The sequence below is a fragment of the Enterobacter asburiae genome (assembly GCF_001521715.1).
Classification (GTDB): domain Bacteria; phylum Pseudomonadota; class Gammaproteobacteria; order Enterobacterales; family Enterobacteriaceae; genus Enterobacter; species Enterobacter asburiae.
The window spans coordinates 4,144,112-4,170,371 of record NZ_CP011863.1 but is presented as its reverse complement, the minus strand read 5'-3'; the positions used below and the strand labels follow the sequence as shown (position 1 = coordinate 4,170,371).

The 26,260-nt window shown below is 58.7% G+C and carries 21 protein-coding genes and 1 pseudogene; 11 read left to right on the top strand and 11 right to left on the bottom strand.

Annotation, left to right across the window (positions count from 1 at the left end; all coding sequences use genetic code 11):
• Positions 1-303: 303 nt before the first annotated feature.
• Positions 304-1,473, top strand: a complete 1,170-nt coding sequence (locus tag ACJ69_RS20185) for a coiled-coil domain-containing protein (RefSeq protein WP_054830235.1) — start codon at positions 304-306, stop codon at positions 1,471-1,473.
• Here the strand turns inward: ACJ69_RS20185 and ACJ69_RS20180 are convergent, their stop codons facing one another.
• A complete protein-coding gene (locus ACJ69_RS20180; protein ID WP_059347616.1) occupies positions 1,474-2,238 on the bottom strand; it encodes a siderophore-interacting protein in 765 nt (254 codons plus the stop codon).
• 147 nt (positions 2,239-2,385) lie between these two features.
• Here ACJ69_RS20180 and ACJ69_RS20175 point away from each other — a divergent pair, with 147 nt between their 5' ends.
• A complete protein-coding gene (locus ACJ69_RS20175; protein ID WP_054830234.1) occupies positions 2,386-2,880 on the top strand; it encodes a PadR family transcriptional regulator in 495 nt (164 codons plus the stop codon).
• Here ACJ69_RS20175 and ACJ69_RS20170 read toward each other — a convergent pair.
• Together ACJ69_RS20170 and ACJ69_RS20165 are read right to left on the bottom strand one after the other, a co-directional pair.
• Complete coding sequence (locus tag ACJ69_RS20170; RefSeq protein ID WP_059347614.1) at positions 2,877-4,436, bottom strand: methyl-accepting chemotaxis protein; 1,560 nt, start codon at positions 4,434-4,436, stop codon at positions 2,877-2,879. The two genes, ACJ69_RS20175 and ACJ69_RS20170, sit on opposite strands and share 4 nt — an antisense overlap.
• Positions 4,437-4,772: 336 nt before the next feature.
• Positions 4,773-6,293, bottom strand: a complete 1,521-nt coding sequence (locus ACJ69_RS20165) for a methyl-accepting chemotaxis protein (protein WP_059347612.1) — start codon at positions 6,291-6,293, stop codon at positions 4,773-4,775.
• 435 nt (positions 6,294-6,728) lie between these two features.
• On the opposite strand from ACJ69_RS20165, the gene ygjG reads away from it, so the two are divergent.
• A complete protein-coding gene (gene ygjG, locus ACJ69_RS20160) occupies positions 6,729-8,105 on the top strand; it encodes a putrescine aminotransferase (protein ID WP_054830233.1) in 1,377 nt (458 codons plus the stop codon).
• A gap of 175 nt (positions 8,106-8,280) precedes the next feature.
• Here ygjG and ACJ69_RS20155 read toward each other — a convergent pair.
• Positions 8,281-8,978 (bottom strand): IS1-like element IS1A family transposase gene (locus ACJ69_RS20155; protein WP_103215986.1). Its coding sequence is split into 2 segments (ribosomal slippage): positions 8,281-8,729 and positions 8,729-8,978, totalling 699 coding nucleotides; the frame shifts between segments, so codons are not numbered across the junction.
• A gap of 55 nt (positions 8,979-9,033) precedes the next feature.
• Between ACJ69_RS20155 and ACJ69_RS20150 the strand changes: the two are divergent.
• Both ACJ69_RS20150 and ACJ69_RS20145 read left to right on the top strand, forming a co-directional pair.
• Positions 9,034-10,104 (top strand): annotated as a pseudogene (locus tag ACJ69_RS20150) (alpha/beta hydrolase); the annotation flags it as partial.
• A gap of 308 nt (positions 10,105-10,412) precedes the next feature.
• Positions 10,413-11,261, top strand: a complete 849-nt coding sequence (locus ACJ69_RS20145; RefSeq protein WP_059347855.1) for a dihydrodipicolinate synthase family protein — start codon at positions 10,413-10,415, stop codon at positions 11,259-11,261.
• Between the two features lie 55 nt (positions 11,262-11,316).
• On the opposite strand, the gene lsrG is transcribed toward ACJ69_RS20145, so the two are convergent.
• From lsrG to lsrA, 6 genes are read right to left on the bottom strand one after another with little or no spacing between them, the layout of a single operon-like run.
• On the bottom strand, positions 11,317-11,610 hold the full coding sequence (gene lsrG / locus ACJ69_RS20140; RefSeq protein ID WP_023333521.1) for a (4S)-4-hydroxy-5-phosphonooxypentane-2,3-dione isomerase: 294 nt from the start codon (positions 11,608-11,610) through the stop codon (positions 11,317-11,319).
• A complete protein-coding gene (gene lsrF, locus ACJ69_RS20135) occupies positions 11,607-12,494 on the bottom strand; it encodes a 3-hydroxy-5-phosphonooxypentane-2,4-dione thiolase (RefSeq protein ID WP_029741387.1) in 888 nt (295 codons plus the stop codon). The genes lsrG and lsrF overlap by 4 nt, the downstream gene beginning before the upstream one ends.
• An 11-nt stretch (positions 12,495-12,505) precedes the next feature.
• Positions 12,506-13,507, bottom strand: coding sequence for an autoinducer 2 ABC transporter substrate-binding protein LsrB (gene lsrB / locus ACJ69_RS20130; protein WP_059347610.1), 1,002 nt, complete (start codon positions 13,505-13,507; stop codon positions 12,506-12,508).
• Position 13,508: 1 nt separating this feature from the next.
• Positions 13,509-14,486 carry an autoinducer 2 ABC transporter permease LsrD gene (lsrD, locus tag ACJ69_RS20125; RefSeq protein WP_059347608.1) on the bottom strand — a complete coding sequence of 326 codons (978 nt, stop codon included), beginning with the start codon at positions 14,484-14,486 and terminating at the stop codon, positions 13,509-13,511.
• Complete coding sequence (gene lsrC / locus ACJ69_RS20120; RefSeq protein WP_054830201.1) at positions 14,487-15,518, bottom strand: autoinducer 2 ABC transporter permease LsrC; 1,032 nt, start codon at positions 15,516-15,518, stop codon at positions 14,487-14,489.
• Complete coding sequence (gene lsrA, locus ACJ69_RS20115) at positions 15,515-17,002, bottom strand: autoinducer 2 ABC transporter ATP-binding protein LsrA (protein WP_059347607.1); 1,488 nt, start codon at positions 17,000-17,002, stop codon at positions 15,515-15,517. The genes lsrC and lsrA overlap by 4 nt, the downstream gene beginning before the upstream one ends.
• 215 nt (positions 17,003-17,217) lie before the next feature.
• On the opposite strand from lsrA, the gene lsrR reads away from it, so the two are divergent.
• From lsrR to ACJ69_RS20100, 3 genes are all read left to right on the top strand, one after another.
• Entirely contained in the window at positions 17,218-18,186 is a 969-nt protein-coding gene (lsrR, locus tag ACJ69_RS20110; protein ID WP_054830200.1) for a transcriptional regulator LsrR, read from the top strand.
• A 34-nt stretch (positions 18,187-18,220) separates the two neighbouring features.
• On the top strand, positions 18,221-19,816 hold the full coding sequence (gene lsrK / locus ACJ69_RS20105; RefSeq protein ID WP_059347605.1) for an autoinducer-2 kinase: 1,596 nt from the start codon (positions 18,221-18,223) through the stop codon (positions 19,814-19,816).
• 147 nt (positions 19,817-19,963) lie between these two features.
• Complete coding sequence (locus ACJ69_RS20100; RefSeq protein WP_059347603.1) at positions 19,964-21,985, top strand: NADPH-dependent 2,4-dienoyl-CoA reductase; 2,022 nt, start codon at positions 19,964-19,966, stop codon at positions 21,983-21,985.
• Between the two features lie 118 nt (positions 21,986-22,103).
• Here the strand turns inward: ACJ69_RS20100 and rlmG are convergent, their stop codons facing one another.
• Complete coding sequence (gene rlmG / locus ACJ69_RS20095) at positions 22,104-23,240, bottom strand: 23S rRNA (guanine(1835)-N(2))-methyltransferase RlmG (protein WP_059347601.1); 1,137 nt, start codon at positions 23,238-23,240, stop codon at positions 22,104-22,106.
• A gap of 83 nt (positions 23,241-23,323) precedes the next feature.
• Between rlmG and ACJ69_RS20090 the strand changes: the two genes are divergently transcribed.
• The 3 genes from ACJ69_RS20090 (at position 23,324) to ACJ69_RS20080 (ending at position 26,115) form a co-directional block, all read left to right on the top strand.
• Complete coding sequence (locus tag ACJ69_RS20090) at positions 23,324-23,827, top strand: YgjP-like metallopeptidase domain-containing protein (RefSeq protein ID WP_023333531.1); 504 nt, start codon at positions 23,324-23,326, stop codon at positions 23,825-23,827.
• A gap of 70 nt (positions 23,828-23,897) precedes the next feature.
• A complete protein-coding gene (locus ACJ69_RS20085; RefSeq protein WP_059347600.1) occupies positions 23,898-24,896 on the top strand; it encodes a Gfo/Idh/MocA family protein in 999 nt (332 codons plus the stop codon).
• A gap of 250 nt (positions 24,897-25,146) precedes the next feature.
• The gene (locus ACJ69_RS20080; protein WP_029739669.1) at positions 25,147-26,115 is read left to right on the top strand and encodes a TerC family protein; all 969 of its coding nucleotides are present in this window, start codon (positions 25,147-25,149) and stop codon (positions 26,113-26,115) included.
• Positions 26,116-26,260 lie beyond the last annotated feature (145 nt).

The window sequence follows — 26,260 nt, the reverse complement described above, 5'->3', positions numbered from 1 at the left end:
TGTAATAAAAATGAGCGTGACGTTGGATTTTGAGGAATTCACGAATACGATTTGTACAATGAAATATCCATTGCTATATGATGCTCCTCAGGCACGGAAAGCGCTGCGAACCCCATGGCGAAGCGTGGAAGCATTGGCAGAGCGGGAACGGGGAACGCAAACCATTCTGTCTCTTTACTCACAAACCCTAAAAACTAAAGAAATCCCCCATCGCGCCGATCATCATCCGTGTGTATTATTTCCTGTAGCTTTTACAACAACTAACCTTAACTCAAATACTTAAGCGCCAAAGCGAAAGGCATCATGAGCACACCGATCAAACGGCTAGAAATCATTAAAAATGCCATTGAACTGGAAGATGACGACATCATCCAGAACCAGCTGACACGCCTGAAAAATGAAGCGTTTGACGATGAGCTACAGGCAATCGTCGTGGCGCTTGAGGAGAAGAACTACACCGCTGCGATGGCGGCAATTACCGCCTGGCTGCAGGGCCAGCGCGCCGTGACCCAGTGGCGCGATCCGCAGGTGGCCGCCAGCAAGCTGGAGCTGAAGGCGCTGGAAGAACGTCTGCGCGATCTGATTGACCGCCGCAACGCCCGGGTGCAGCAGCTCGATGAGTTCAACGATCTCTATTTCTCCCGTCTCGGGCCGCTGATGCAGCAGATCCTCGCCCTGCGTAAAACCCTGGCCGAGCTGAACCTGCGCCGTCAGCAGGCGGAAGCGCGTCGCCGTGAGGAAGATTACCGTCGCTGCCAGCGCTATATGGCGCAGGCGGTAGAGGTGCTGGCGACGCTCACCCAGCGCTGGCGCGATCTCCCGGCCGACTCCGTGCAGGCCGCTGAGGCGCGCAAGCATCTTGAACAGCAAAGCAATCTGATTGCCAACCTGCTGGCCGAAGCGCTGGAGCTGGAGAGCGGCTTAACGCGCGAAGAGGAGCCTGCGCGTCAGGCGCGCGACGACGCTAACGAAGAGTACGAAAAGTATCGCGAACAGCATCACGATGCCGAAGTGCGGCTGCGCAAGGGTAAGGATCTTTCGGAAGAGGATCGGAACGAGCTGAAGCGTCTCTGGCGGCAGGCGAGCAAGCTCTGCCACCCGGATCTGGTGGCGGATGACCTGAAAGAAGAAGCCAACGCGATGATGGTGCAGCTCAACCAGGCGAAGCAGCGTGGCGACGTTAAAACCATTCGCTCACTGGTGGCCCGCCTGCAGCAGGGCTTTGAGCCATTGATGGCAAGCGACAGGCTGAACGATCTGGAACGTATCCGAAAAAAAATGGCGCAGGTTCGCGAGCAGATAGACATTTTAGTGAACGAGCTGGCGGAGCTTGAGAAAGAGGAGTCCTGGCTTCTGGTCTCGTCGCTGAACAATATGGAAGCATACTTCGCTCAGCAGGAGAAAGCCCTGCACGAGGTCCGCGCCTCGCTCGAACATCAGGTGAGCGAAGCGCAGCTGGATTCCGCCGCCTGATTATTTGGCGTGCCAGTATGCGCTGGCACGCACCAGCTGCTGGTCAATCGCATCGGTTTCAAACTGACGGCTCAGCGTCTTCACTACCTTCCCTTCCCCGGTCAGCCAGATGAAATAGTCTTCACCGGGAACGGTCAGCGCCGCCAGATGGTCCGCTACCGCCTGCTCGCTGTGGCCCACCACCCAGGTGATATCGAACCCGCTCAGGTGTGCCAGATAGTCTTTATAAGATTCGTCCCCGACCGTCACTACCGCATGAATTTCCGGGCGAACCGGCAGTTTAGCAATGCTCTCCAGGCGTCGGCGCAGCGCGGGCATGCCGGACTCGTCGCACACGTACAGCTGCCAGGCGTAATCCTCCGGCACCACCAGCGAACCGCGCGGGCCGCCGATGGTCAGCCTGTCACCCGCTTTCGCCTCGACCGCCCAGCGGCTGGCAATGCCGCCGTCATGAACGAAGAAATCGAGCACCAGCTCATGGTTTGCCTCGTCGTACAGCGGCGTGTAGTCGCGCGTCTGAGGACGTACGCCGTCTCCCCAGTCGATGCCTTCATCGGTGACCACCGGCGGTACAAATACCGCCCCAGGAGCCGGGAAAAAGACTTTGGTATGGTCGTCGAAACCGCAGGAGCTAAAGCCCTCCAGCGCCTCGCCGCCTAAAACAATGCGCTGGAAACCCGCGCTGGGGCGCTCAACGCGGAGCACCGTCAGCTCGCGAAAGCGCAGGTCATTACGAACACGCTGTGGGTAACGGGTAGATGCCATTTTTAGCCCCTTCTCTGGTGAATACGATATATCTAAATCAATTTTCAAATGATAATGATTACTAATAAGAAAAAATGCAAGATCTTTTAGATTGCATCTGAATATATCTTAGATATAGTTTAGATATATCAAATTGAGAGAGCTACTATGCGATACGAACACGACAGCGGCGGGCGCCGACCGCGCTTTTTCGGCCACGGCGATCTGCGGCTGGTGATTCTGGATATCCTGACCCGCAGCGCGAGCCACGGCTACGAGCTGATCAAAGAGATCGAGAATCTGACTCAGGGGAATTACACCCCGAGCCCAGGCGTGATCTACCCGACCCTGGATTATCTTCAGGATCAAACGTTTATCACTATTACGGAAGAAGAGAACGGTCGTAAGACGATTACGATTACCGCTGAAGGACAACGCTGGCTGGACGAAAACCGGGAGCAGCTGGAACAGATCCAGGTGCGGATCAAAGCCCGTTCCGTCGGTTTTCAGCTGCGCAAAAACCCGCAGATGAAGCGGGCGCTGGATAACTTCAAAGCGGTGTTAGACCTCAAGGTGAATCAGGGAGAGCTCAGCGACGCGCAGCTCAAGCAGATTATCGGCGTTATTGACCGCGCGGCGCTCGAGATCTCCCAGCTGGACTAAGCCGTCGCGTGCTCGCTCACGCGGAAGACGCGTACCAGCTCCTTCAGGTGCATCGCCTGTTCGTTAAGCGATGCCGCCGCAGCCACAGACTCCTCCACCAGCGCGGAGTTCTGCTGGGTGGTGGCGTCAATCAGGCCAATCGCGCTGTTAATCTGCGAGATACCTTCCGTCTGCTCGTGGCTGGCCTGGCGAATTTCCCGCAGGATCACGTCCATCTCTTCCACGTTGCCGACCATCCCGTTGATCAGCCCACTCGCTTTTTCGACCAGGTTCATCCCGTCCTGAGTCTGGCTGGTGGAGCTCTCAATCAGCTCGCGGATTTCGCTGGCAGACGACGCGCTCTTCTGGGCAAGCTGGCGAACTTCACCCGCCACCACCGCAAAGCCGCGACCGTGCTCACCGGCGCGCGCCGCTTCCACCGCCGCGTTCAGCGCCAGAATGTTTGTCTGGAACGCAATGGCGTCGATCAGGTCGATAATGTCGGACATCCGGTTCGACGTCTCGTTAATCAGGCGCATTTTGCTGGTCACCTGCTTCATCATCTCGCCGTTGTTTTTAACCACCGTGGCGGCATCCGCCGAGAGGTTGGTCGCTTCCCCGGTATGCGAGGCGGTATTTTTCACCGTCGCGGTGATCTGCTCCATCGAGGCGGCGGTCTGTTCAACGGAGCTGGCCTGCTCTTCCGTGCGCGCGGCCAGCTCCTGGTTCCCGGCGACAATCTGCGCTGCAGCGCTGGAGATATTCTCCGAGCCGGTTTGCACCTGCTGCACGATGTCCAGCAGTCGCGTTTTCATCTCCATCAGCGCATGCAGCAGCAGACCCGTTTCGTCTTTGCCGTGTGGCGTGATGCTGCCCGTGAGATCGCCCTCAGAAATGGCTTTTGCAAAATGCACCGCCTCGCCGAGCGGACGAGTGATAGCGCGCACGATAAACCAGCCGATCAGGCTGCCTGCCGCAATGCTAAAGAGCGTGAGCAGGATCAGCAGCAGTCGGTTAGATCTGAAATCCCCTTCCACCTGCGCACCGGCACTCTGCATCTCGCTGTTTTGAATGGTAATCAGCTCCTTCACCTTCGCTTTATAAGCCTGCTGCACGGCGAGGGTAGTGGTCATCATCTCCTGAATAGCGCCCGCACGATTGTTGTTCTGCACCGCCTGCAGAATGCGGTAGCGCGAGTCCAGATACTGCTGGCGCACGCTGCGGATTTCCGCCAGCACCTGCTGAGACTTCTGATCCTGCAGCGCGTTGTTCAGCTCGCCCAGGATCACCGTGATGTGCTCGCTGATCTCTTTCAGGCGCTGCTGAGATTGCCCCGTGTAAGTGCCCTGCTCGTCCAGCAGCATCAGCTGTTGAGTGCTAATAAATTCCTGGAAGTTATCGATTAACTGGTTCGCTTTTACCGTGGTCGGATAATCGCTGCTAATAATCGATTGCATCCCGTTATTAGCCCGGTTCAGGCTCAGCAGAGACAGGCTCGCGCTGATCGCCATCAGGACAATAAAGAACCCAAACGCCAGAAATAATTTCGTGCCGATCTTTACGTCATGTAAGAACATATTTTCTCCATCGATGTGATTATTTCTCAGACGATCGCTGTTATCGGTAACGATTTCGCTAACTTTATGAGTTTGATCGCTTTTTTATTTCATAACCCCCGCAATGCATAGGTGTAGGCTATTAATATGGCCTCATCGATCGTTACCAGACCGTCAAACGGGGTATTTTTGAAATAGCATTCTGAAGAACTGACTTAGGCAGGAATAAATAACTGAGGCACTTTCTTTAGTTATTTAATATTAAATTAACAATAAAGCACATTAATAGTCACAACCAGAAAATAAAACGCCGCTTACTCCTTACGGAATAAACGGCTTTTCCGGAACATTATTGAATCAATGGAGCACGGTCACCGCATCCTTAAGGCGTCCGGCGCGGTGCTTCACCATCGCAGAAATGTGGGCGCTCTCCTCGACCAGGTCGGCGTTTTTCTGCGTGATGCTGTCGAGTTCGGCCACCGCGCGGGTCAACTCTGACAGTCCGGTTGCCTGCTCGGAGGTCGCGTGGCTGATCTGGGCGATAAGCTGCGTCACGTTTTTCACCTGCTCGACAATATCATCCATCGTGCGGCCTGCGGCGTGAACCTGCTCAGAGCCGGACTGCACCTTGCTGGCGCTGGCATCAATGAGTTTACGAATATCATTGGCGGCGCTGGCGCTGCGGCTGGCAAGATGGCGGACTTCGCCCGCGACCACGGCAAAACCTTTGCCCTGCTCCCCTGCCCTTGCCGCTTCAACCGCCGCGTTCAGCGCCAGAATATTGGTCTGGAAAGCGATATCGTTAATCAGGGAGGTAATCGAGCCAATTCGCTGCGTGCTGTCAGCAATGTCATCCATGGTTTTGACGACGGTCTGCATCGCGTTGCCCCCTTTCGTCGCCGCGCTGCTCGCGGCCACGGAGAGTTTATCCACCTCGGCGGCGGTTTCAGAGTTACTCTGAACGGAAGCGGCCATCTGGTTCATTGTTGCAACGGTCTGCTGCACGTTCGCCACGGTCTGACGCGTCCGATCGTTCAGGTCTTCATTTCCCTGCGCCAGCCTGTCGCTGCCGTCACGGACGCTCACCACCTGGCTCGACACGTCATTGATTAACCAGCGGCACATCAGGCCCAGTTGCCCGACCGCGCGCAGCGTCAGCCCCAGCTCGTCGCTGCGGTTCAGATGCTGCACGCTGTTGCGCTCACCGGTTGCGACCTTCAGCGCCTGTCGCGCCACATTCTCTACCGGGCGGACAATCTGTTGCTCAAACAGCAGTGTCCCCAGCAGCATCACCAGCGCGGCTGCGGCGAGCGGTATCCACCCGGCAGAGGTCGCGACCAGCGTGGCGGCGAGAACGGCAAAAAGCGCCGCCATCACGCAGCGCACGCGCCAGCGCAGCGGCATAGCCGGCAGTTTACCCAGCCAGCCTTTTCCAACCACCAGCCCCTTGTGCACACGTTTCTTACAGCTCCCGTCGTTCAGCGCCCGGTAGAGCGGCTCCACGGCGGCAATCTCTTCCGCCGTGGCTTTGGTGCGAATGGACATATAGCCCGTCACCTGCCCGCGGCGCACCATCGGCACCGCATTCGCTCGCACCCAGTAGTGGTCACCGTTTTTGCGCCGGTTTTTGACAATCCCGCTCCACGGCTCGCCCTGCTGCAGCGTGTACCACATATCGGCAAACGCGGCTTTTGGCATATCGGGGTGGCGCACCATATTGTGCGGCTGGCCCGTCAGCTCATCGAGCTGGTAGCCGCTCACCTGCACAAAGGTGTCGTTGGCGTGTGTGATGTAGCTGTGGACGTCTGTGGTAGACATTAAGGTGGTGTCATCGTCCAGAGGATATTCATTCTGGGTGACATAGGTTGGAGAGGACATTGTGGGCATCCCTTGCAGGTTATTTGAATGTTAATTTTGTGGGTCAATGTTTTTTCGGCGGTAAACAATTTATCTTTAGTTGTTAAACTTGATGAAGATCGCAGATTTCACTTAAACCATACTTTTTGTACGATTTTATAATTCATTGATTTCAAATACTTTCACAAAGAAATTACCTATAAAGCATGACCAGTTAATGCCCACTTAAGTTGCAGCGAATGCACTTCTTTAGTGCAGCTGCGCTTTTCCGCCCTCATTTATCCTCTCTTCCCTGTACCGCTAAATCCCGTTTCGGTTGCTCCTGCATGATTAAATATTGTGCAACATTATTTTAACCTGGCGTTTATCCCGATTTTCGTTAAGGCATCTGAAGTGGCGTAATCCCTGCAATACTTAAACCAGTATCATGTGATACGCGATCCCCGGGAGCACATTTTGAACAGGTTACCTTCCAGCGCCTCGGCTCTTGCCTGTACCGCGCACGCACTGAATCTCATTGAGAAGCGAACGCTCGATCATGAGGAGATGAAACAACTTAACCGAGAGGTCATCGATTACTTTAAAGAGCACGTCAATCCAGGTTTTCTGGAGTATCGCAAATCTGTTACCGCCGGCGGGGATTACGGAGCCGTAGAGTGGCAAGCGGGGAGTCTTAACACGCTTGTCGACACCCAGGGACAGGAGTTTATCGATTGCCTGGGTGGTTTTGGTATCTTCAACGTGGGGCACCGTAATCCAGTTGTGGTTTCCGCCGTACAGAATCAACTTGCGAAACAACCTCTCCATAGCCAGGAACTGCTCGACCCGCTTCGCGCCATGCTCGCGAAAACGCTGGCGGCCTTAACGCCCGGCAAACTGAAGTACAGCTTCTTTAGCAACAGCGGCACGGAATCGGTCGAAGCGGCGATTAAACTCGCCAAAGCGTACCAGTCGCCGCGCGGGAAATTCACCTTTATCGCCACCAGCGGCGCGTTCCACGGTAAATCCTTGGGCGCACTGTCTGCTACCGCCAAATCCACCTTCCGCAAACCGTTTATGCCGCTGCTGCCGGGCTTCCGCCACGTGCCGTTTGGCGACATCAGCGCCATGCGCACCGTGCTGAGCGAATGCCGTAAAACCGGCGATGACGTGGCGGCGGTGATCCTGGAGCCGATTCAGGGCGAAGGCGGCGTGATCCTCCCTCCGCAGGGCTATCTGCCCGCCGTGCGTCAGCTGTGCGATGAGTTTGGCGCGCTGCTGATCCTCGACGAAGTACAGACCGGGATGGGGCGCACCGGCAAGATGTTTGCCTGCGAGCACGAAAACGTTCAGCCGGACATTCTGTGCCTGGCGAAGGCGCTCGGCGGCGGCGTGATGCCGATTGGCGCGACGGTGGCCACCGAGGAGGTCTTCTCGGTGCTGTTCGACAATCCGTTCCTGCATACCACCACCTTTGGCGGTAACCCGCTGGCCTGCGCGGCCGCGCTGGCAACCATCAACGTGCTGCTGGAGCAAAACCTGCCCGCGCAGGCGGAGCAGAAAGGCGACATGCTGCTGGACGGCTTCCGTCAGCTAGGCCGGGAGTATCCGGACCTGGTGCAGGACGCGCGTGGCAAAGGGATGCTGATGGCGATTGAGTTTGTCGATAACGAAACCGGCTATAGCTTCGCGAGCGAGATGTTCCGCCAGCGGGTGCTGGTCGCCGGAACACTCAACAACTCGAAAACCATCCGCATTGAACCGCCGCTGACGCTGACGATTGAGCAGTGCGAGCAGGTGCTGAAAGCAGCGTGTAAAGCGCTGGCAGCGCTGCGAATAAGTGTGGATGCGTAATGAATATTTCCCCTCTGCCCGAGGGGAAATATTTTACCTGAATCGACAGTCTGCTTATTCTGCTATCTATATTCCTGTCAACGCGTAATAATGCGTGAAAAAATGCAACCTCCAGGCTACATTGTAAAAATAAACCTCTGATGTTTAACATCAGCGTTTAGGTAATGACTCCAAATTATTGATAGTGTTTTATGTTCAGATAATGCCCGATGACTTTATCATGCAGCTCCACCGATTTTGAGAACGACAGCGACTTCCGTCCCAGCCGTGCCAGGTGCTGCCTCAGATTCAGGTTATGCCGCTCAATTCGCTGCGTATATCGCTTGCTGATTACGTGCAGCTTTCCCTTCAGGCGGGATTCATACAGCGGCCAGCCATCCGTCATCCATATCACCACGTCAAAGGGTGACAGCAGGCTCATAAGACGCCCCAGCGTCGCCATAGTGCGTTCACCGAATACGTGCGCAACAACCGTCTTCCGGAGCCTGTCATACGCGTAAAACAGCCAGCGCTGGCGCGATTTAGCCCCGACGTAGCCCCACTGTTCGTCCATTTCCGCGCAGACGATGACGTCACTGCCCGGCTGTATGCGCGAGGTTACCGACTGCGGCCTGAGTTTTTTAAGTGACGTAAAATCGTGTTGAGGCCAACGCCCATAATGCGGGCGGTTGCCCGGCATCCAACGCCATTCATGGCCATATCAATGATTTTCTGGTGCGTACCGGGTTGAGAGGCGGTGTATGTGAACTGTAACTGCCATGTTTTACGGCAGTGAGAGCAGAGATAGCGCTGATGTCCGGCAGTACTTTTACCGTTACGCACCACCCCGTCAGTAGCTGAACAGGAGGGACAGCTGATAGAAACAGAAGCCACTGGAGCACCTCAAAAACACCATCATACACTAAATCAGTAAGTTGGCAGCATCACCGGGCTAACGGACTCCCCATACAGTTTGCAGCATATTGCCCGGCTATATCAACAAGCAGGATTTGTCGCAATCGGGATCCGTTTACCTGCCCATGGCACCGTACCAGGGGCTTTAACGGATGTTAAATGGCAGGACTGGCTGGCTGCAACACGTCTTGCCGTGCGTGAGGCGACGAAAATGACAAATGCCGATACGCCTCTGCACATTGTTGGCTTTTCCAATGGTGGGGCACTGGCCATGAAATATGCCCTCGACGCCCTTGACGACAGTAGTTTGAGGAAGCCACAACAAATAGTCCTTATTTCCCCCATGATAGGGGTAAGTCGCTTTGCTCGCTTTTCGGGAATGGCCGAATGGACGGCCTTTCTCCCGGCCTTTTCTCGTGCGGCATGGTTAGGTCTGGTCCCCGAATTTAATCCTTTTAAATATAATTCTTTTCCCGTGAATGGCGCACGCCAGGCTTATCTACTTACCGAGTCATTAAAACGCGAGCTTAACCGGCGCAATTCAAGTTCGCGCTGGAAAGAATTTCCTCACGTACTAACGTTTCAATCCGTTCTGGATTCCACGGTCAGCACCAGAGCAGTATTGGATGTTCTTCATCAAAACCTACCGGATAACGGTAGCGAACTGGTTTTATTTGATATTAATCGCGCGGTCAATTTTCGTGCACTCTTTCGTCACTCTTCCGATCGTGCGCTATCGCATTTGCTGGCAACGCCAGAGCGTACCTTTACGACGACTATTGTCAAAAACGCCTCTTCAGAGAGCATGAAGATGGTGGCTTCGACACACTTAGCACACACAACAACAGCAGACGTTCAGCCACTTAACCTGCTGTATCCGCGAGATGTTTTTTCTTTATCACATGTTGCTCTCCCTTTTCCTGTACATGATTCCTTATATGGAAGTGAACCGTATGAACCGAATCGCTATGGGCTCAGCCTTGGAATTTTAAGAGTCAGAGGCGAGCGTGCCGTTTTGCTCGCGGATATGGACTCCTTAATGCGTATTACGTCAAATCCCTTCTTTCCCTACCTGATGGAAAGGATCGCGGGCGTAATAAAGTAAAAAGCGGAGCCCAGGCTGTGTTTTTGTAGGTCCGGACGCTACACGTCACGGGCGGTTGTTACCGGTGAAACTCTGCCATCGTCTCATCCACCGTCAGGGTTGATCAGCCCTCGTTCACATGCAATAACTTGATTGTCCCATTCCCGTGTCCTGGCGAAGTGAACGGCTCCCCTGAATCCGGTGGTGGATATTTCCGCGCGGTGAGTCTTCGCTACGTCATTCTGGTTGGCGGTGAAATCTCTCTGCTTATTCTGGCTCGCTGGCCGACGGCAGTGAGCCGTTTAATACTTTCAAAGAAGGACAACACGATGTTTCACGGGTTAAGCGCGTTTCCGTTAACCCCCCTGAAAGAGGGGACGTTTGACGAGCACGCCTTCATCAATCTTCTGCGCCCCGTGGTCGACGCTGGCGTGGATTCACTGGGCATTTTGGGCTCAACGGGAAGTTATGCCTATCTGACCGTTGAAGAGCGCGGTCGGATCGCACGCTGCGCGGTGGCGCATGCTGATGACATTCCGGTCATCGTCAGCATCGGCGCATTGCGGCTGGATGATATTCTGCGTCTGGCTGACGACGCACAATCGGCAGGTGTCTCCGGCGTGCTGCTGGCACCCGTGTCGTACCAGCGATTAACGGAAGACGAAGTGTTTGATCTGTATGAAACGGTGACCCGCCAGCTCTCCGTACCGCTGTGCATTTACGATAATCCCGCCACGACCGGTTTTTCGTTTAGCGATGAACTGTTATTTGCCGCCGCGGCCCTGCCGAATATAGGGTCCATAAAGCTTGGCCGCGTGCCGGAGGACCTGTCGCAGGTACGCGCTCGTCTTCCTGATACCGTCACGCTGGGCATCGCCGGTGACTGGCGAGCGGCCTCCGCCCTGCAGGCCGGGTTTGACGTCTGGTACTCGGTGGTCGGCGGGTTGTTTCCGCAAGCAGCGCTGGCGATTGCCCGTTCGAAAGAGTCGGCACAATCCGAGCGGCTGGAGCCGCTTTGGGCGCTATTCCGCCATTATGGTAGTTTGCGGGTGGTAGCGGCAGCGGCAGAAATGCTGGGGAAAGTGGAAACGCCCGCGCTACCCTTCCCCCTTCAGGCTCTTCAGGGTGAGCCGCGCGAAGCGCTTGCTACGATACTTGCGGATCTGGCGCTGGCCTGAACAACGCCGGGTGGCGCTAGCGCTGACCCGGCCTACAAAACCTTTATAACGCCTGTTACTCCGGCAACAGCCCCACAAAACTGCGTTTCTTGCGCGGCTCCGACATCAGCTCTTCGAGCCTATCCACGCACGCCAGGTAGTGCGGGGTTTGCTTATGCGCCAGCACCGCCTCTTCGTCTTTATAGGCCTCGTAGATAAAGAACCGGGTTTTGACCCTCGGGTCCTGCAATACGTCAAAACGCAGGTTTCCCGGCTCCTTGATTGCCCCCTCGTGGTTGGCGCGAAACACCTCCAGAAACTCGTCCACCCGCTCGGGCTTAATGTTGATTTCAACCAGCGTCACGTTCATTTTGCTTCTCCCTGTTTCTCTTCCTGCCAGAACTGGAACGCATCGCGGGCGTTCCAGTTCTCGTGAACCACTTTTTTCACCGCCTTCAGCATGGCGAGCGGCGCGCTGGACTGGAAGATATTGCGCCCCATATCCACGCCCGACGCGCCCTGGTCAATCGCGCGCCAGCACATTTCCAGCGCTTCGTGCTCCGGCAGCTTTTTGCCCCCGGCGATCACAATCGGCACCGGGCAGCTGGCGGTCACTTTTTCAAAGCCCTCGTCCACGTAGTAGGTTTTGACGAACTGCGCCCCCATTTCGGCGGCGATGCGGCTGGCCAGCGAGAAATAGCGCGCGTCGCGCGCCATCTCCTTGCCGACGCCCGTCACCGCCAGCGTCGGCATGCCGTAGCGCGCGCCCGCGTCCACCAGCTTGATGATGTTGTTGATCGACTGATGCTCAAACTCGCTGCCGATATACACCTGCGCCGCCACCGCGCAGACGTTCAGGCGCAGCGCGTCCTCCATCGCCACCGCCACGCACTCGTTGGACAGCTCGCCCAGAATCGAATTACCGCCGGAGGCGCGCAGCACCACCGGTTTGTTCGTCGCGGCTGGCACCTGGCTCCTGAGGATGCCGCGGGTGCACATCAGCACGTCGGTTTCGCCAAACAGCGGCGCGATGGAGAGATCGATGCGCTCAAGGCCGGTGGTCGGCCCCTGAAAGTAGCCGTGGTCAAAGGCCAGCATCACCGTGCGGTTGCTCTGCGGGTTGAAGATGCGCGCAAGCCTGGACTGCATGCCCCAGTCCAGCGAGCCGCAGCCCTTCAGGGTGTAAGGCACGTTCTGCTGCGGCGTGCCGATGCCAAAATCCTTGCCGTCTTTGATGTCGTCTAAATCAGCCATTTGCTCCCCCGTCAGAAATCGTATTTGCTGATGTTCTCTTTAGTGAACACCACGCGCTCCGGCAGCAGCACGATGCCGTTGCCCTTCGCCTCATACTGGTAGCCCTGCACGCTGTTCGGTTCGACCTTCAGCGCGCCGATATCTTTTACGTCCACGCTGTCGCCGACGTTAAGATCGCCTTTTTTCAGCAGGCGATCGGCGACATTGACCGCAATTCTGCCCTGTTGCACCACGTCCCACAGGCCGAAGGCTTTCACCGTGCCGCGCTCAACGTACGGACGCATCACGTTCGGCGTGCTGAACCCGACAATCGCCACCCCTTCCCGTTTCAGGTTTTCCGCCGCCTGCGCCGCCGCTGGAAGCGCGTTAGCGTCCGGGGCGATGATCGCATCCAGATCCGGATACGCTTTTAAGATCCCTTCGGCGGTTTGCAGGGATTTGGTGGCGTCGTTATAGCCAAACTGGGTCGTCACGACCTGCCACTGGGGGTGATCTTTCTCGATTTTGGCCTTCGCCTCTTTCACCCACTGGTTCTGGTCGGTGACGGTCGGGCTTGAGTAGAAGAACGCCACTTTAGCGTTCGGTTTGGTGACCTGCTTGCCCGCCATCTCCACCAGCAGGCCGCCAAGCTGCTCCGGCGTCCCCTGGTTGATGTAGATGCTGCGGCACTCCGGTTTGGTGTCGGAATCCCAGGTCAGGACCTTGACGCCGCGCTGCATCGCGCGCTTGAGCGCCGGGCAGAGGCCGTCCGGCGACACGGCGGAGACGATAATGGCGTTATAGCCCTGGTTGACGAAGTTATTGATGAGCTGCACCTGGCCGGAGACGCTCGGCTCGGTCGGGCCGTCGTAGGTCACATCTACGCCGAGTTCTTTCCCCGCCTCTTTCGCGCCGTTGCCGCCGCTGGTGAAGAACCCCACGCCCACCAGCTTCGGGATAAAGGCAATGCGGTCCGCCGCCTGCGCCGAGGCGAAGCTGAGGGCCATTGCCAGGACGAACAGTTTTGTTTTCATCTTACGCTCCGGATAGTTTTCTAAAGAGAGAACGCACCCACTCGCGGTGCAGACTCAGCGAACGTCCCATCACCACCACAACCAGCAGCGCCCCTGACAGCGCGCTCGACACCTGGTTAGGGATGCCGACCATCTGTAAACCCTGCTGCAGGTAGCCCACCAGCAGCGCCGCCAGCGCCGTACCGACCACCGAACCTGACCCGCCGTAGATATTGGCCCCGCCGAGCACGGCGGCGGTGAGCGCAGGCATCAGCAAATCGCGCCCCAGATCCGAACGCGCGGAGCCGAAATAGGAGACCATCACCAGTGCGGCAATGGCGGAGGCCATGCCCACCAGCCCGTACAGCGCGTAGGGCATACCGTTCACCGACAGCGCCGCATAGCGCGCCGCGCGCGGATTCTGCCCAATCAAAAACAGATGACGGCCAAAGCGCCCGCGGTGGGTAATCAGCCAGAAGAAAAACGTAATCACCGCGAACAGCACCAGCGGGATCGGCAGACCCAGCACCGTGAGGTTAGCGAACGCCGTGAAGCCGTCCGGGAAGCCGCCGATGCCCTCGTAGCCCGTCGCCCCCGCCATGCCGGAGAGCAGCAGCGCGCCGCCGCCGTAGAGGTAGAGGGTGCCGAGGGTGATAACCAGCGGGCTGATGCCGGTGTAGTGGATCAGCGCGGCATTAAATAATCCGCACAGCAGGCCGAGCATCAGCGTCAGCGGAATGGCAACCGCCATCGGCCATCCGGCCTGCATCATCACGCCCAGCGCGATGGCGCACAGGCCGATGGTCGAGCCGAGGGAGATGTCGATCCCGCCGCTGATGATCACCAGCGTAAGCGGCAGCGCCACGATGCCGATGCAGATGAAATCGCTGGTGCTGAACAGCAGCATGTTGATGTCGAGCATGCGCGGGTTGATGGCGCCAAAGAGCAGGATCTCCAGCACCAGTAAAATCAGCAGCGCGCTTTCCCAGTTAAGCCTCATTTACGCCACCTCTTTTTTGCGTTTGGGAAACGGGGTGACGTGCTTTCCCCCTTTGTTACCCGGCTGGAAGCGACCGTACTTCAGCGCCCGCTGGTGGCGCGCCAGCGCCTGGCGCAGGCGCCCGTCGAGCACCAGCACGCCCAGCAGCACCAGCCCGGCGATAAAGTCGTTCCACCACGCCGGGAGCCTGAACAGCACCAGCACGGTGTCGATTTGGGTCAGGAAGAAGGCCCCGAGCAGCGCGCCAACCAGCGTGCCCGTGCCGCCCAGCAGCGAAATACCGCCGAGCACGCAGGCGGCGATGGCCTTCATCTCCAGCCCGCTGCCGGTCTGGTTGGGCACAAAGCCAATCTGCGCGGCAAAGACGATCCCGGCGCAGGCCGCCAGCATGCCGTTGAGGGTAAAGGCGATCATGCGGGTGCGGTTCACCGCCACGCCCAGCTGGCGCGCGGCGGCGAGGTTATCCCCCACCGCGTAGAAATCACGCCCGAACGCAGTACGCGACAGCGTCCATGCGCCTGTGGCCGCGATAATCAACACCAGCATGCCGAGCGGCGAAATGCCGACGGCGGCAGGCTCAGAGAGGGATTTCAGCCCCGGCGGCAGCCCTTCAATCCACTTTCCGCCGGTCCAGAGCAGCATTGCCCCGCGGTACAGCCCCAGCGTGCCGAGGGTGGCGACAATCGCCGGGATGCGCAGCCCCACCACCAGGAACCCGTTGAACGCCCCGGCCAGCGCGCCAATAGACAGCGCGAAGAGAATGGAAACGGGCAGGCTGTAGCCGCTATTAAGCGCCACGCCGACGGCGATGGCAGACAGCCCGACGATGGAGCCGACGGACACGTCGATATTGCGGGTCAGCATCACCAGCGCCGCGCCGATGGCCAGCAGGATCAGGATCTGCGAGCTGGCGAAAATCATCCCCAGCGTCTGCAGGCTGAAGTAGGACGGGTTCAGCGCCACCAGCACGGCGAACAGCGCCAGAATGGCGAGAAACGCGCTCAGCTCGCGGTTTTTGAGTAAGGTCTTCATGATTGCCCTCCAAACGCCAGCGCCATCATCCTGTCGAGGCTGACGGCGTGGCGCGGCAGCTCGCCGCTGAGCACGCCCTGATGCATCACCAGCACCCGGTCCGCAAGGCCGGGAAACTCGTCAAGATCGCTTGAGATCATCAGCACCGCCACGTTCTGCGCCGCCACGCTTTTTATCAGCTGGTAGATGTCGGCGCGCGCCGAGACATCCACCCCGCGCGTCGGTTCATCGACGATCAGCAATAAGGGGTTGGCCTCCAGGCAGCGCGCCAGCAGCACCTTCTGCTGGTTGCCGCCGGAGAGCGTGCGCACGGTTTGATCCGCATGGTTGAGCTTGATCCCCAGCGCCCGGTGATAGCGCTCCACCACCGCCGACTCCCGCTTGCGCTGCTGCCAAATCGACGGCTCGTTCAGCGCCACGGTGTTCCAGCGGATCGGCGCGTCGAGGAACAGGCCGGACACCTGCCTGTCTTCCGGCAGGTAAACCAGCCCTTTTTCCAGGCGTGAACTTACCGGATCGCCGGTAACCTCCTGATTCTCCAGCCAGACGCGGCCCCCGCGTACCGGCCGCAGGCCGTAGAGCGTTTCCGCAAGCTCGGTGCGCCCGGATCCCACCAGCCCGGCCAGGCCGACGATCTCTCCGGCGTAGATCTCAAGGCTGAGATCGATAAACCCTTCCCCGGTGAGATCGTCAACGCGCAGCACCGGGAAATCCTGCGGCTGGGTGCGGCGGTTGCCCGGCAGCGCCAGCCACAGCTTTTGCGTATCGCTGAGGGATTTCTCCCGGCTTACCGGCGTCATGGCGGCGATCAGGGCGCTGTCGTCAAACTGCGCGGTTTCGCCGCTCAGCACTACCGCGCCGTCGCGCATCACCGAGACGTGGCTTGAAAGCATGCGGATTTCCGGCAGCTTGTGCGAGATAAAGACAATCCCGACGCCGAGCGCCTGCAGGGCGCGGATCTGGCGGAACAGCCGCTCGGTTTCGCCCGGCGTGAGGGAGGCCGTGGGTTCATCGAGAATCAGGATCCTGGCATTGCGCATCAGCCCGCGCAGGATCTCCACCATCTGCTGATCCGCCACTTCCAGGGTGCTGGCGGCGGCATCAAGGTTAAGCTGGCACTGCAGCTGCTGGAGTTTCTCCGCCAGCCGCTTTTCCAGATCGCGCTCGCGCGGCAGGCGGAACAGGATGTTTTCCCGCACCGTCAGGTTGGGAAACAGCAGCGGCTCCTGCGGCACCAGGTAAATGCCTAACCTGTGCGCCTGTAAGGGAGTGAGCCGCGCATATGACTGCCCCTCGACAGAAAGTTCACCGCTGTCCGGCGTTTCGACCCCGGCGATGATCTTCATCAGCGTCGATTTTCCCGCGCCGTTTCCGCCCATCAGCGCGTGCACCTGGCCCGCAAGAAGCGTGAAATCAATGCCTTTTAGAACCGGCACGCCTGAGAACTGCTTGCTGATATTTCGCGCGTCGAGAAGTGAGGTCATCATCGCTCCGCTATTGAACAAATGATTTTTAGATTTAATAATGTTCAAAAGCGTAGACGGTGAACTATATTTACAACCGTGCAGGGATCACAGTTTTATCGATTGAGATACAGATAAACCAGAAACGATCTAAAAGATCCGTTTTGTCGCGTGGCTCACACTTTCCCTTCGCGCCATCACGAACATATGATCTAAATTTTTATAAGAGTTCAACTATGAGCGATAAACGCACTGCGGAAGAAGGACGGTTTGCCGGGCTGGCACTGGCGGAAGAGGAACTCGTGGCGCGCGTGGCCTGGTGCTACTACCACGACGGATTAACCCAGAACGACATCGGCGAGCGGCTCGGGCTGCCGCGCCTGAAGATCTCCCGCCTGCTGGAAAAAGGCCGTCAGTCCGGGGTGATCCGCGTGCAGATCAACTCCCGCTACGAGGGCTGCCTGGCGCTGGAGACCGAGCTACAGCAGCGCTTCGGCCTGAAGCTGGTGCGCGTGATGCCCGCGTTAAATACGCCGCCGATGAACGTGCGGCTGGGCATTGGCGCGGCGCAGTCGCTGATGGGCGTACTGGAGCCCGGCCAGCTGCTGGCGGTGGGGTTTGGTGAAACCACCATGAGCAGCCTGCAGCACCTGAGCGGTTTTATCAGCTCGCAGCAGATCCGCCTGGTGACGCTCTCCGGCGGCGTCGGGCCGTATATGACCGGTATCGGCCAGCTGGACGCGGCCTGCAGCGTCAGCATGATCCCCGCCCCGCTTCGCGTGTCATCCGCAGAGGTGGCTGGGATCTTAAAACGCGAGACCAGCGTGCGGGACGTGATCCTCGCCGCCGCCGCCGCCGACGTCGCGGTGGTCGGCATTGGTTCGGTGAACCAGCGCCGTGACGCCACGATACTGCGCTCCGGCTATATCAGCGAAGGTGAACAGCTGATGTACGCCCGCAAAGGCGCGGTCGGCGATATTCTCGGCTATTTCCTCAATGCCGAGGGCGAGTGCGTCGAGGAGCTGGAGATCCACAAAGAACTGCTGGGCGTCACGCTCGATGAACTGGCGCAGCTGCCCACCATCGTTGGCGTGGCCGGAGGGGAAGAGAAAGCCGATGCGATTTATGCCGCACTGAAGGGTCGTCGTATCAATGGCCTGGTGACGGAGGAGACGACAGCCCGCGCGGTGCTGGCCCTGACGTAACGGGCAGGCCCTGCGCTAACAACGAGGCAAGCTCATGAGTTACCTTTTAGCGTTAGATGCAGGGACAGGCAGCGTTCGCGCCGTGATTTTCGATTTACAAGGCAACCAGATTGCCGTCGGCCAGGCCGAGTGGAAGCACCTGAGCGTGGAGAACGTGCCGGGATCGATGGAGTTCGACCTCGAGACCAACTGGCAGCTGGCCTGCCGGTGCATTCATCAGGCGCTGGAGCGCGCGCGCCTGAGCGCGGCGGATATTCAGTCCGTCGCCTGCTGCTCGATGCGCGAAGGGATCGTGCTGTACGACCGCAACGGCGAGGCCATCTGGGCCTGCGCCAACGTCGACGCCCGCGCCAGCCGCGAGGTGGCCGAACTCAAAGAGATCCACGACGACCGTTTTGAATCCGAGGTGTATGAAGTTTCCGGCCAGACGCTGGCGCTGAGCGCCATGCCGCGCCTCCTGTGGCTGGCGCACCATCGTCCGGATATTTATCGCAAGGCCGCGACCATCACCATGATCAGCGACTGGCTGGCGGCGAAGCTCTCGGGCGAGCTGGCGGTTGATCCGTCGAACGCGGGCACCACCGGCATGCTGGATCTGTTTTCCCGCGACTGGCGTCCGGCGCTGCTCGACATGGCCGGGCTGCGCGCCGATATCCTCTCCCCGGTGAAAGAGACCGGCACCGTGCTGGGCGCTATCACCAAAGAGGCCGCGCAGCAGAGCGGCCTGCGCGAAGGTACCCCGGTGGTGATGGGCGGCGGCGACGTACAGCTGGGCTGTCTGGGGCTGGGCGTGGTTCGCGCCGGACAAACGGCGGTGCTGGGCGGCACCTTCTGGCAGCAGGTGGTCAACCTGCCGCAGGTGCGCACCGACCCCGAGATGAACATCCGCGTGAACCCGCACGTTATTCCCGGCATGGCGCAGGCGGAGTCGATCAGCTTCTTTACCGGGCTGACCATGCGCTGGTTCCGCGACGCCTTCTGCGCCGAGGAGAAGCTGATTGCCGAGCGGATGGGGATGGACACCTACTCCCTGCTGGAAGAGATGGCGAGCCGCGTACCGGCAGGCTCCCACGGGGTGATGCCGATATTTTCCGACGCGATGCATTTTAAGCAGTGGTACCACGCCGCGCCGTCGTTTATTAACCTCTCCATCGACCCGGAAAAGTGCAACAAAGCGACGCTGTTCCGCGCCCTGGAGGAGAACGCGGCGATCGTCTCGGCCTGTAACCTGGCGCAAATTTCGCGCTTCTCCGGCGTGACGTTTGAAAGCCTGGTGTTTGCGGGCGGCGGGGCTAAGGGCGCCCTGTGGAGCCAGATCTTAAGCGACGTCACCGGCCTGCCGGTGCGCGTGCCGGAAGTGAAAGAGGCGACGGCGCTGGGCTGCGCGATTGCCGCTGGCACCGGCGCGGGTCTGTTTGCGGATATGGCCTCGACGGGCGAGCGGCTGGTGAAGTGGAGCCGCGAGTTCACGCCAAACCCGCAGCACCGCGAGCTGTACGACGGCATGATGCAGAAATGGCAGGCGGTGTACGCCGACCAGCTTGGGCTGGTGGACAGCGGGCTGACGACGTCGATGTGGCAGGCACCGGGGCTAGTGCGGACATCCCCCTCACCCCGGCCCTCTCCCTAAGGGAGAGGGTTAGGGTGAGGGCATCAGGCCACACCAATATTTGAATCCCATCACAATCACTGCATTCGCCTTTTCCCTTTTACTCCCCGCTGGCTAAATTAGTAACTCATCCGACCACATAACAATAATTTTACACTGGAAGAGACTATGAGCCGCTACCCGTCGTTATTCGCCCCTCTCGATCTGGGGTTCACTACACTCAAAAACCGCGTGTTGATGGGCTCGATGCACACCGGGCTGGAGGAGCATCCGGACGGGGCCGAGCGTCTGGCAGCCTTCTATGCCGAGCGCGCCCGCCACGGGGTGGCGCTGATTGTCACCGGCGGCGTAGCCCCTGCGCCTTCCGGTGTGGGCATGGAGGGCGGCGCGGTCCTGAACGATGCGTCACAGCTGCCGCACCACCGCATTGTGACCGACGCGGTACACCGCGAGGGCGGTAAAATCGCCCTGCAAATCCTGCACACCGGACGCTACAGCTATCAGCCGAACCTGGTCGCACCGTCGGCCCTCCAGGCACCGATTAACCGTTTTAAACCTCACGCCCTCACCCACGACGAGATCCTCGCGCTGATTGACGACTTCGCCCGCTGCGCGGCGCTGGCCCGCGAGGCGGGCTACGACGGCGTTGAGGTGATGGGCTCAGAAGGCTACCTGATCAACGAGTTCCTCGCCGCCCGCACCAACCAGCGCGACGACGAATGGGGCGGCGACTATGCCCGCCGGATGCGCTTTGCCGTAGAGGTGGTGCGCGCGGTGCGCGAACGTGCGGGCGCAGACTTTATTATCGTCTTCCGCCTGTCGATACTCGACCTGGTGGAAGGCGGCGGCACGTTCGACGAAACCGTGCAGCTGGCGCAGGCGATTGAAGCCGCAGGTGCCACGATTATCAACACCGGCATCGGCTGGCACGAAGCACGCATCCCGACCATCGCCACGCCGGTGCCGCGCGCGGCGTTCAGCTGGGTAACACGGAAGCTGAAAGGCAAAGTCTCTGTTCCACTGGTCACCACCAACCGCATTAACGATCCGCAGGTGGCGGACGATGTGATTTCGCGCGGCGACGCCGATATGGTGTCGATGGCGCGGCCGTTCCTGGCCGATGCCGAACTGCTGTCCAAAGCGCAAAGCGGCCGTGCGGATGAGATCAACACCTGCATCGGCTGTAACCAGGCCTGTCTGGATCAGATCTTCGTCGGCAAGGTCACCTCTTGCCTGGTTAACCCGCGCGCCTGCCATGAAACCAAAATGCCGATCGTTCCGGCGGTCAATAAAAAACGCCTGGCCGTGGTGGGGGCTGGCCCGGCGGGGCTGGCGTTTGCGGTAAATGCCGCCTCGCGCGGGCACAGCGTGACGCTGTTTGATGCGCTGGCGGAGATTGGCGGGCAGTTTAATATCGCCAAACAGATCCCCGGCAAAGAGGAGTTCTATGAAACGCTGCGCTACTACCGCCGGATGATCGAGCTTACAGGCGTCGATCTGCGGCTTAACCAGTTTGTCAGCGCGGCGGATCTGATCGGTTTCGACGAGGTGATCCTGGCGAGCGGGATCGCACCGCGCCTGCCGGCGATCGAGGGTATCGATCATCCGAAGGTGTTGAGCTATCTGGATGTATTGCGTGACAAAACGCCGGTTGGCGAGAAGGTGGCGATTATCGGCTGCGGCGGGATCGGCTTTGATACCGCCATGTACTTAAGCCAGCCGGGCGAGGCCACCAGCCAGAACATTGCCGAGTTTTGCGTGGAATGGGGTATCGACACCAGCCTGAATCAGTCCGGCGGACTGCGCCCGGAAGGGCCGCAGCTGCCGAAAAGCCCGCGCCAGATCGTGATGCTGCAGCGTAAGGCCAGCAAGCCGGGCGAAGGGCTGGGCAAAACCACGGGCTGGATCCACCGAGCCACCCTGCTCTCGCGCGGGGTGAAGATGATCCCAGCGGTGAGCTATCAGAAGATCGACGACGAGGGTCTGCACGTTACGATCGGCGGCGAGCCGCAGCTGCTGCGCGTGGATCACATCATTCTATGTGCCGGTCAGGAGCCAAAGCGCGATCTGGCCGATCCGCTGCGCGAAGCCGGTAAAACGGTGCATTTGATCGGCGGGTGCGACGTGGCGATGGAGCTGGACGCGCGGCGGGCAATTGCGCAGGGGACGAAGTTGGCTCTGGCGATCTAGGACATTGCCGGGCGGCAGGGTAAAAGCAAAACGGCAACCCAGTTGCCGTTTTTAGTGTTTGCGCCCTCTCCCTGTGGGAGAGGGTTGGGGTGAGGGCATCAGGCCGCACATAACAATCTTACCGACGACGCCCCAGCTTCACCGCTTTCAGCACCACGAACTTGTTGTTCGTCGCAATGGTGACGCAATTGCCGAAAATCTTCTTCAGCTTGTGGAAGTAGTCCAGGTGGCGGTTCGCCACGATGTACAGCTCGCCGTTGATTTTCAGGCAGCGGCGCGCGTGGTGGAACATCTCCCACGCGACGTTATCCGTCAGGGCGTGCTTCTGGTGGAACGGCGGGTTGCAGAACACCGCGTTGAAGCGGAACGGTTCTACGCCGGACAGCGCGTTGTTGATCATAAACTCGCAGCGGTCCAGCGCTTCCGGCATGTTGGTTTCCACGTTCAGACGGCTGGAGGCCACCGCCATCGGCGACTCGTCGCTGAACACCACGCTGGCGTCCGGGTTCTTCGCCAGCAGCGTCAGGCCAATCACGCCGTTACCGCAGCCCAGATCGACAATCTCACCTTCCAGATTTTCCGGCAGATGTTCCATAAAGAAACGCGCCCCGATATCCAGCCCGGTGCGGGAGAAGACGTTCGCGTGGTTGTGGATGGTCCAGTCGGTCCCTTCCAGCTTCCAGCTCAGGGTCTCCGGCGCGTCGGCCAGCTCTGGCGCGCTGAAGGTACAGTTGATCAGGCGCGCTTTTTTCCACGCCAGCGTGGTGGTGGTCGGGCCGAGGATCTTCTCGAACAGCTCCAGCGTCGAGGTGTGAATATCGCGCGCTTTGGCGCCCGCGATAATGCGCGTTTCAGGCGTCACGACCTTACGCAGCGCGCGCAGCTGTTGCTCCAGCAGCGCCATGGTTTTTGGCACTTTGATCAGCACCACGCCCGGCGCCTGCGGGTAATCCGCGGTGCTGTCGAGGAATTTCACGCTGGACTCTTCGATGTCGTTATGGCGCAGGTTTTCACGCGTCGCCAGCTCGCTCAGGTAGGAATCGCCGATGCTGTAAGGCGTGTGCTCCGCCAGGGCGCATCCCAGCGCGCCAAACGCGTCATTCAGGATCAAAACCGGGCCGCGGATTTCAGTCTCATCCAACTGCTGCAGCAGATATTCATCCGCCGCTTCCCACGCCATGAGCGGGTTAACGTCGTCCGTTTCCGGGAAACGTTTAAGGTTGAGTGAACGGAAACCGTTGTCTAAGTGGCTCATCGGCCCTCCTGAATGGTAAAATTTGGCGTATCCCTGAAAAGGGTGCGTGAGTATACCCGTTTTATTGTCGATTTGGGGCGTTGATGAACCAACTTACTTATCTCCAGGGCTATCCGGAGCATTTACTGACTCAGGTTCGCAGCCTGATTGCCGAGCAGAAGCTCGGCGCGGTGCTGGAAAAACGCTATCCCGGCACGCACGATTTCGCGACCGATAAGGCCCTCTGGCAGTATACGCAGGATCTGAAAAGCCGGTATCTGAAGAGCGCGCCGCCGATCAACAAGGTGATGTACGACAACAAGATCCACGTGCTGAAAAACGCGCTCGGTCTGCACACCGCCATCTCCCGCGTGCAGGGCGGCAAGCTGAAAGCGAAGGCCGAAATCCGCGTCGCGACGGTTTTCCGTAACGCGCCGGAGGCCTTTCTGCGGATGATCGTCGTCCACGAGCTGGCGCATCTGAAGGAGAAAGAGCACGACAAAGCGTTCTATTCACTTTGCTGCCACATGGAGCCGCAGTACCACCAGCTGGAGTTTGATACCCGCTTGTGGCTTACGCATTTATCGTTAAATGGTAATGCGGAATAGCGCACGCGAATTGTCATGATGACGTGCTACAGTGGCTAAAGGTTCCCCGCTACGGAGTACGTAAACGTTTATGATACGTTTCGCAGTCATTGGTACGAACTGGATCACGCGCCAGTTCGTCGACGCCGCCCACGAAACCGGCAAACTTAAACTTACCGCAGTCTATTCCCGCAGCCTTGAGCAGGCGCAGAGTTTTGCTAACGACTATCTCGTTGAGCATCTCTTCACTTCGCTTGATGAGATGGCGCAAAGCGACGCCATTGACGCGGTGTATATCGCCAGCCCGAACTCCCTGCACTTCCCGCAGACAAAGCTGTTCCTCAGCCATAAAAAGCATGTGATTTGCGAGAAGCCGCTGGCGTCAAACATCCAGGAAGTGGAAGCGGCCATTGCGCTTGCCCGCGAAAACCAGGTGGTGCTGTTCGAAGCGTTCAAAACCGCCAGCCTGCCGAATTTCCTGCTGCTGCTGCAGTCCCTGCCGAAAATTGGCAAGGTGCGTAAAGCCTTTATCAACTACTGCCAGTACTCGTCGCGCTACCAGCGCTACCTGGACGGCGAGAATCCGAACACCTTTAATCCGGCCTTCTCGAACGGCTCTATTATGGATATCGGTTTCTACTGCCTGGCCTCCGCCGTGGCCCTGTGGGGCGAGCCGCACGGCGTCAGCGCCACCGCCAGCCTGCTGGAGAGCGGCGTGGATGCGCACGGTGTAGCGGTGCTGGACTACGGTGATTTCAGCGTCACGCTGCAGCACTCCAAGGTGAGCGATTCCGTGCTGCCGAGCGAAATTCAGGGCGAAGCGGGCTCGCTGGTTATCGAGAAGATCTCCGAGTGCCAGAAAGTGAGCTTTGTGCCGCGCGGCGGCAAAGTGCAGGAGCTGACGCAGCCTCAGCATATTAACACTATGCTCTATGAGGCAGAGGTCTTCGCCCGTCTGGTGGAAGACAATGAAGTGAATCACCCTGGCCTCGCGGTGAGCCGCACCACGGCGAAGCTGCAAACGGAGATCCGCCGCCAGACCGGCGTGGTATTCCCGGCAGACGGCGTCAGCGCGGAAGTTATCGCGTAAAGCTGTGTAATGAAACGGCGCAGACCATTGACGAAACCAATGGTCTGACATATTTTGTTACCTGCAAAGGGGAGTAACTTCTTCGCCGGTGGATCGTCATTACGATGCGTTAAACGCGCATCCGGTCGCCGGGCAACCTTCGTGGTTGTAAGTGAGACCTTGCCGGAAGGCGAGGTCTATGCATAAAAAGCTAACGGCTATCGTCTTCTGACCATGGCCGTTTTTGTTTTTTATGTGTAAGGAAAATAGTATGCATTCTGTCGGCACTCCAATGTTGTGGGGCGGATTCGCGGTTGTCGTGCTCATCATGCTGGCGATCGACCTCTTTTTGCAGGGCCGTCGCGGCGCGCACGGCATGAGCATCAAACAGGCTGCGGCCTGGTCTCTGGTATGGGTCACCCTCTCCCTGCTGTTCTGTGCCGCCTTCTGGTGGTACCTGGCCTCGACCGAAGGCCGCGCGGTGGCCGATCCTCAGGCGCTCGCATTCCTCACCGGTTATCTGATTGAAAAAGCCCTGGCGGTTGATAACGTCTTCGTCTGGCTGATGCTGTTCAGCTACTTTGCCGTGCCTGCTGCCCTGCAGCGACGCGTGCTGGTCTACGGCGTGCTGGGCGCGATTATCCTGCGTACCATCATGATCTTCGCCGGCAGCTGGCTGATTACCCAGTTCGAATGGCTGCTGTACGTCTTTGGCGCGTTCCTGCTGTTCACCGGGGTCAAAATGGCGCTGGCGAAAGAAGACGGCTCCGCGATTGGCGATCGCCCGCTGGTGAAGTGGATCCGTGGGCATCTGCGCATGACCGACAAGATTGAGAGCGAGCACTTCTTCGTGCGCAAGAACGGCCTGCTGTTTGCCACTCCGCTGCTGCTGGTACTGATTCTGGTTGAGCTGAGCGACGTGATTTTCGCGGTGGACAGCATTCCGGCGATCTTCGCGGTGACCACCGACCCGTTCATCGTCCTGACCTCAAACCTGTTCGCCATTCTCGGCCTGCGTGCGATGTACTTCCTGCTGGCAGGCGCGGCGGAGCGCTTCTCGATGCTGAAGTACGGTCTGTCGGTGATCCTGGTGTTTATCGGTATCAAGATGCTGATCGTCGATTTCTACCATATCCCGATCGCCATTTCGCTCGGCGTGGTGTTTGGCATTCTGATCGTGACGCTGATTATCAATACCTGGGTTAACCGCCAGCACGATAAGAAGCAGCAGGTGGAATAAAGCGTTCGGTGCGGGCTGATGCCCTCACCCCGACCCTCTCCCACAGGGAGAGGGGGAAATGCAGTGTAGGCCGGGTAAGCGTAGCGCCACCCGGCACTTTCGTTAATCAATAGTTAAAAAACATGACGCAACACGTAAAATCCAG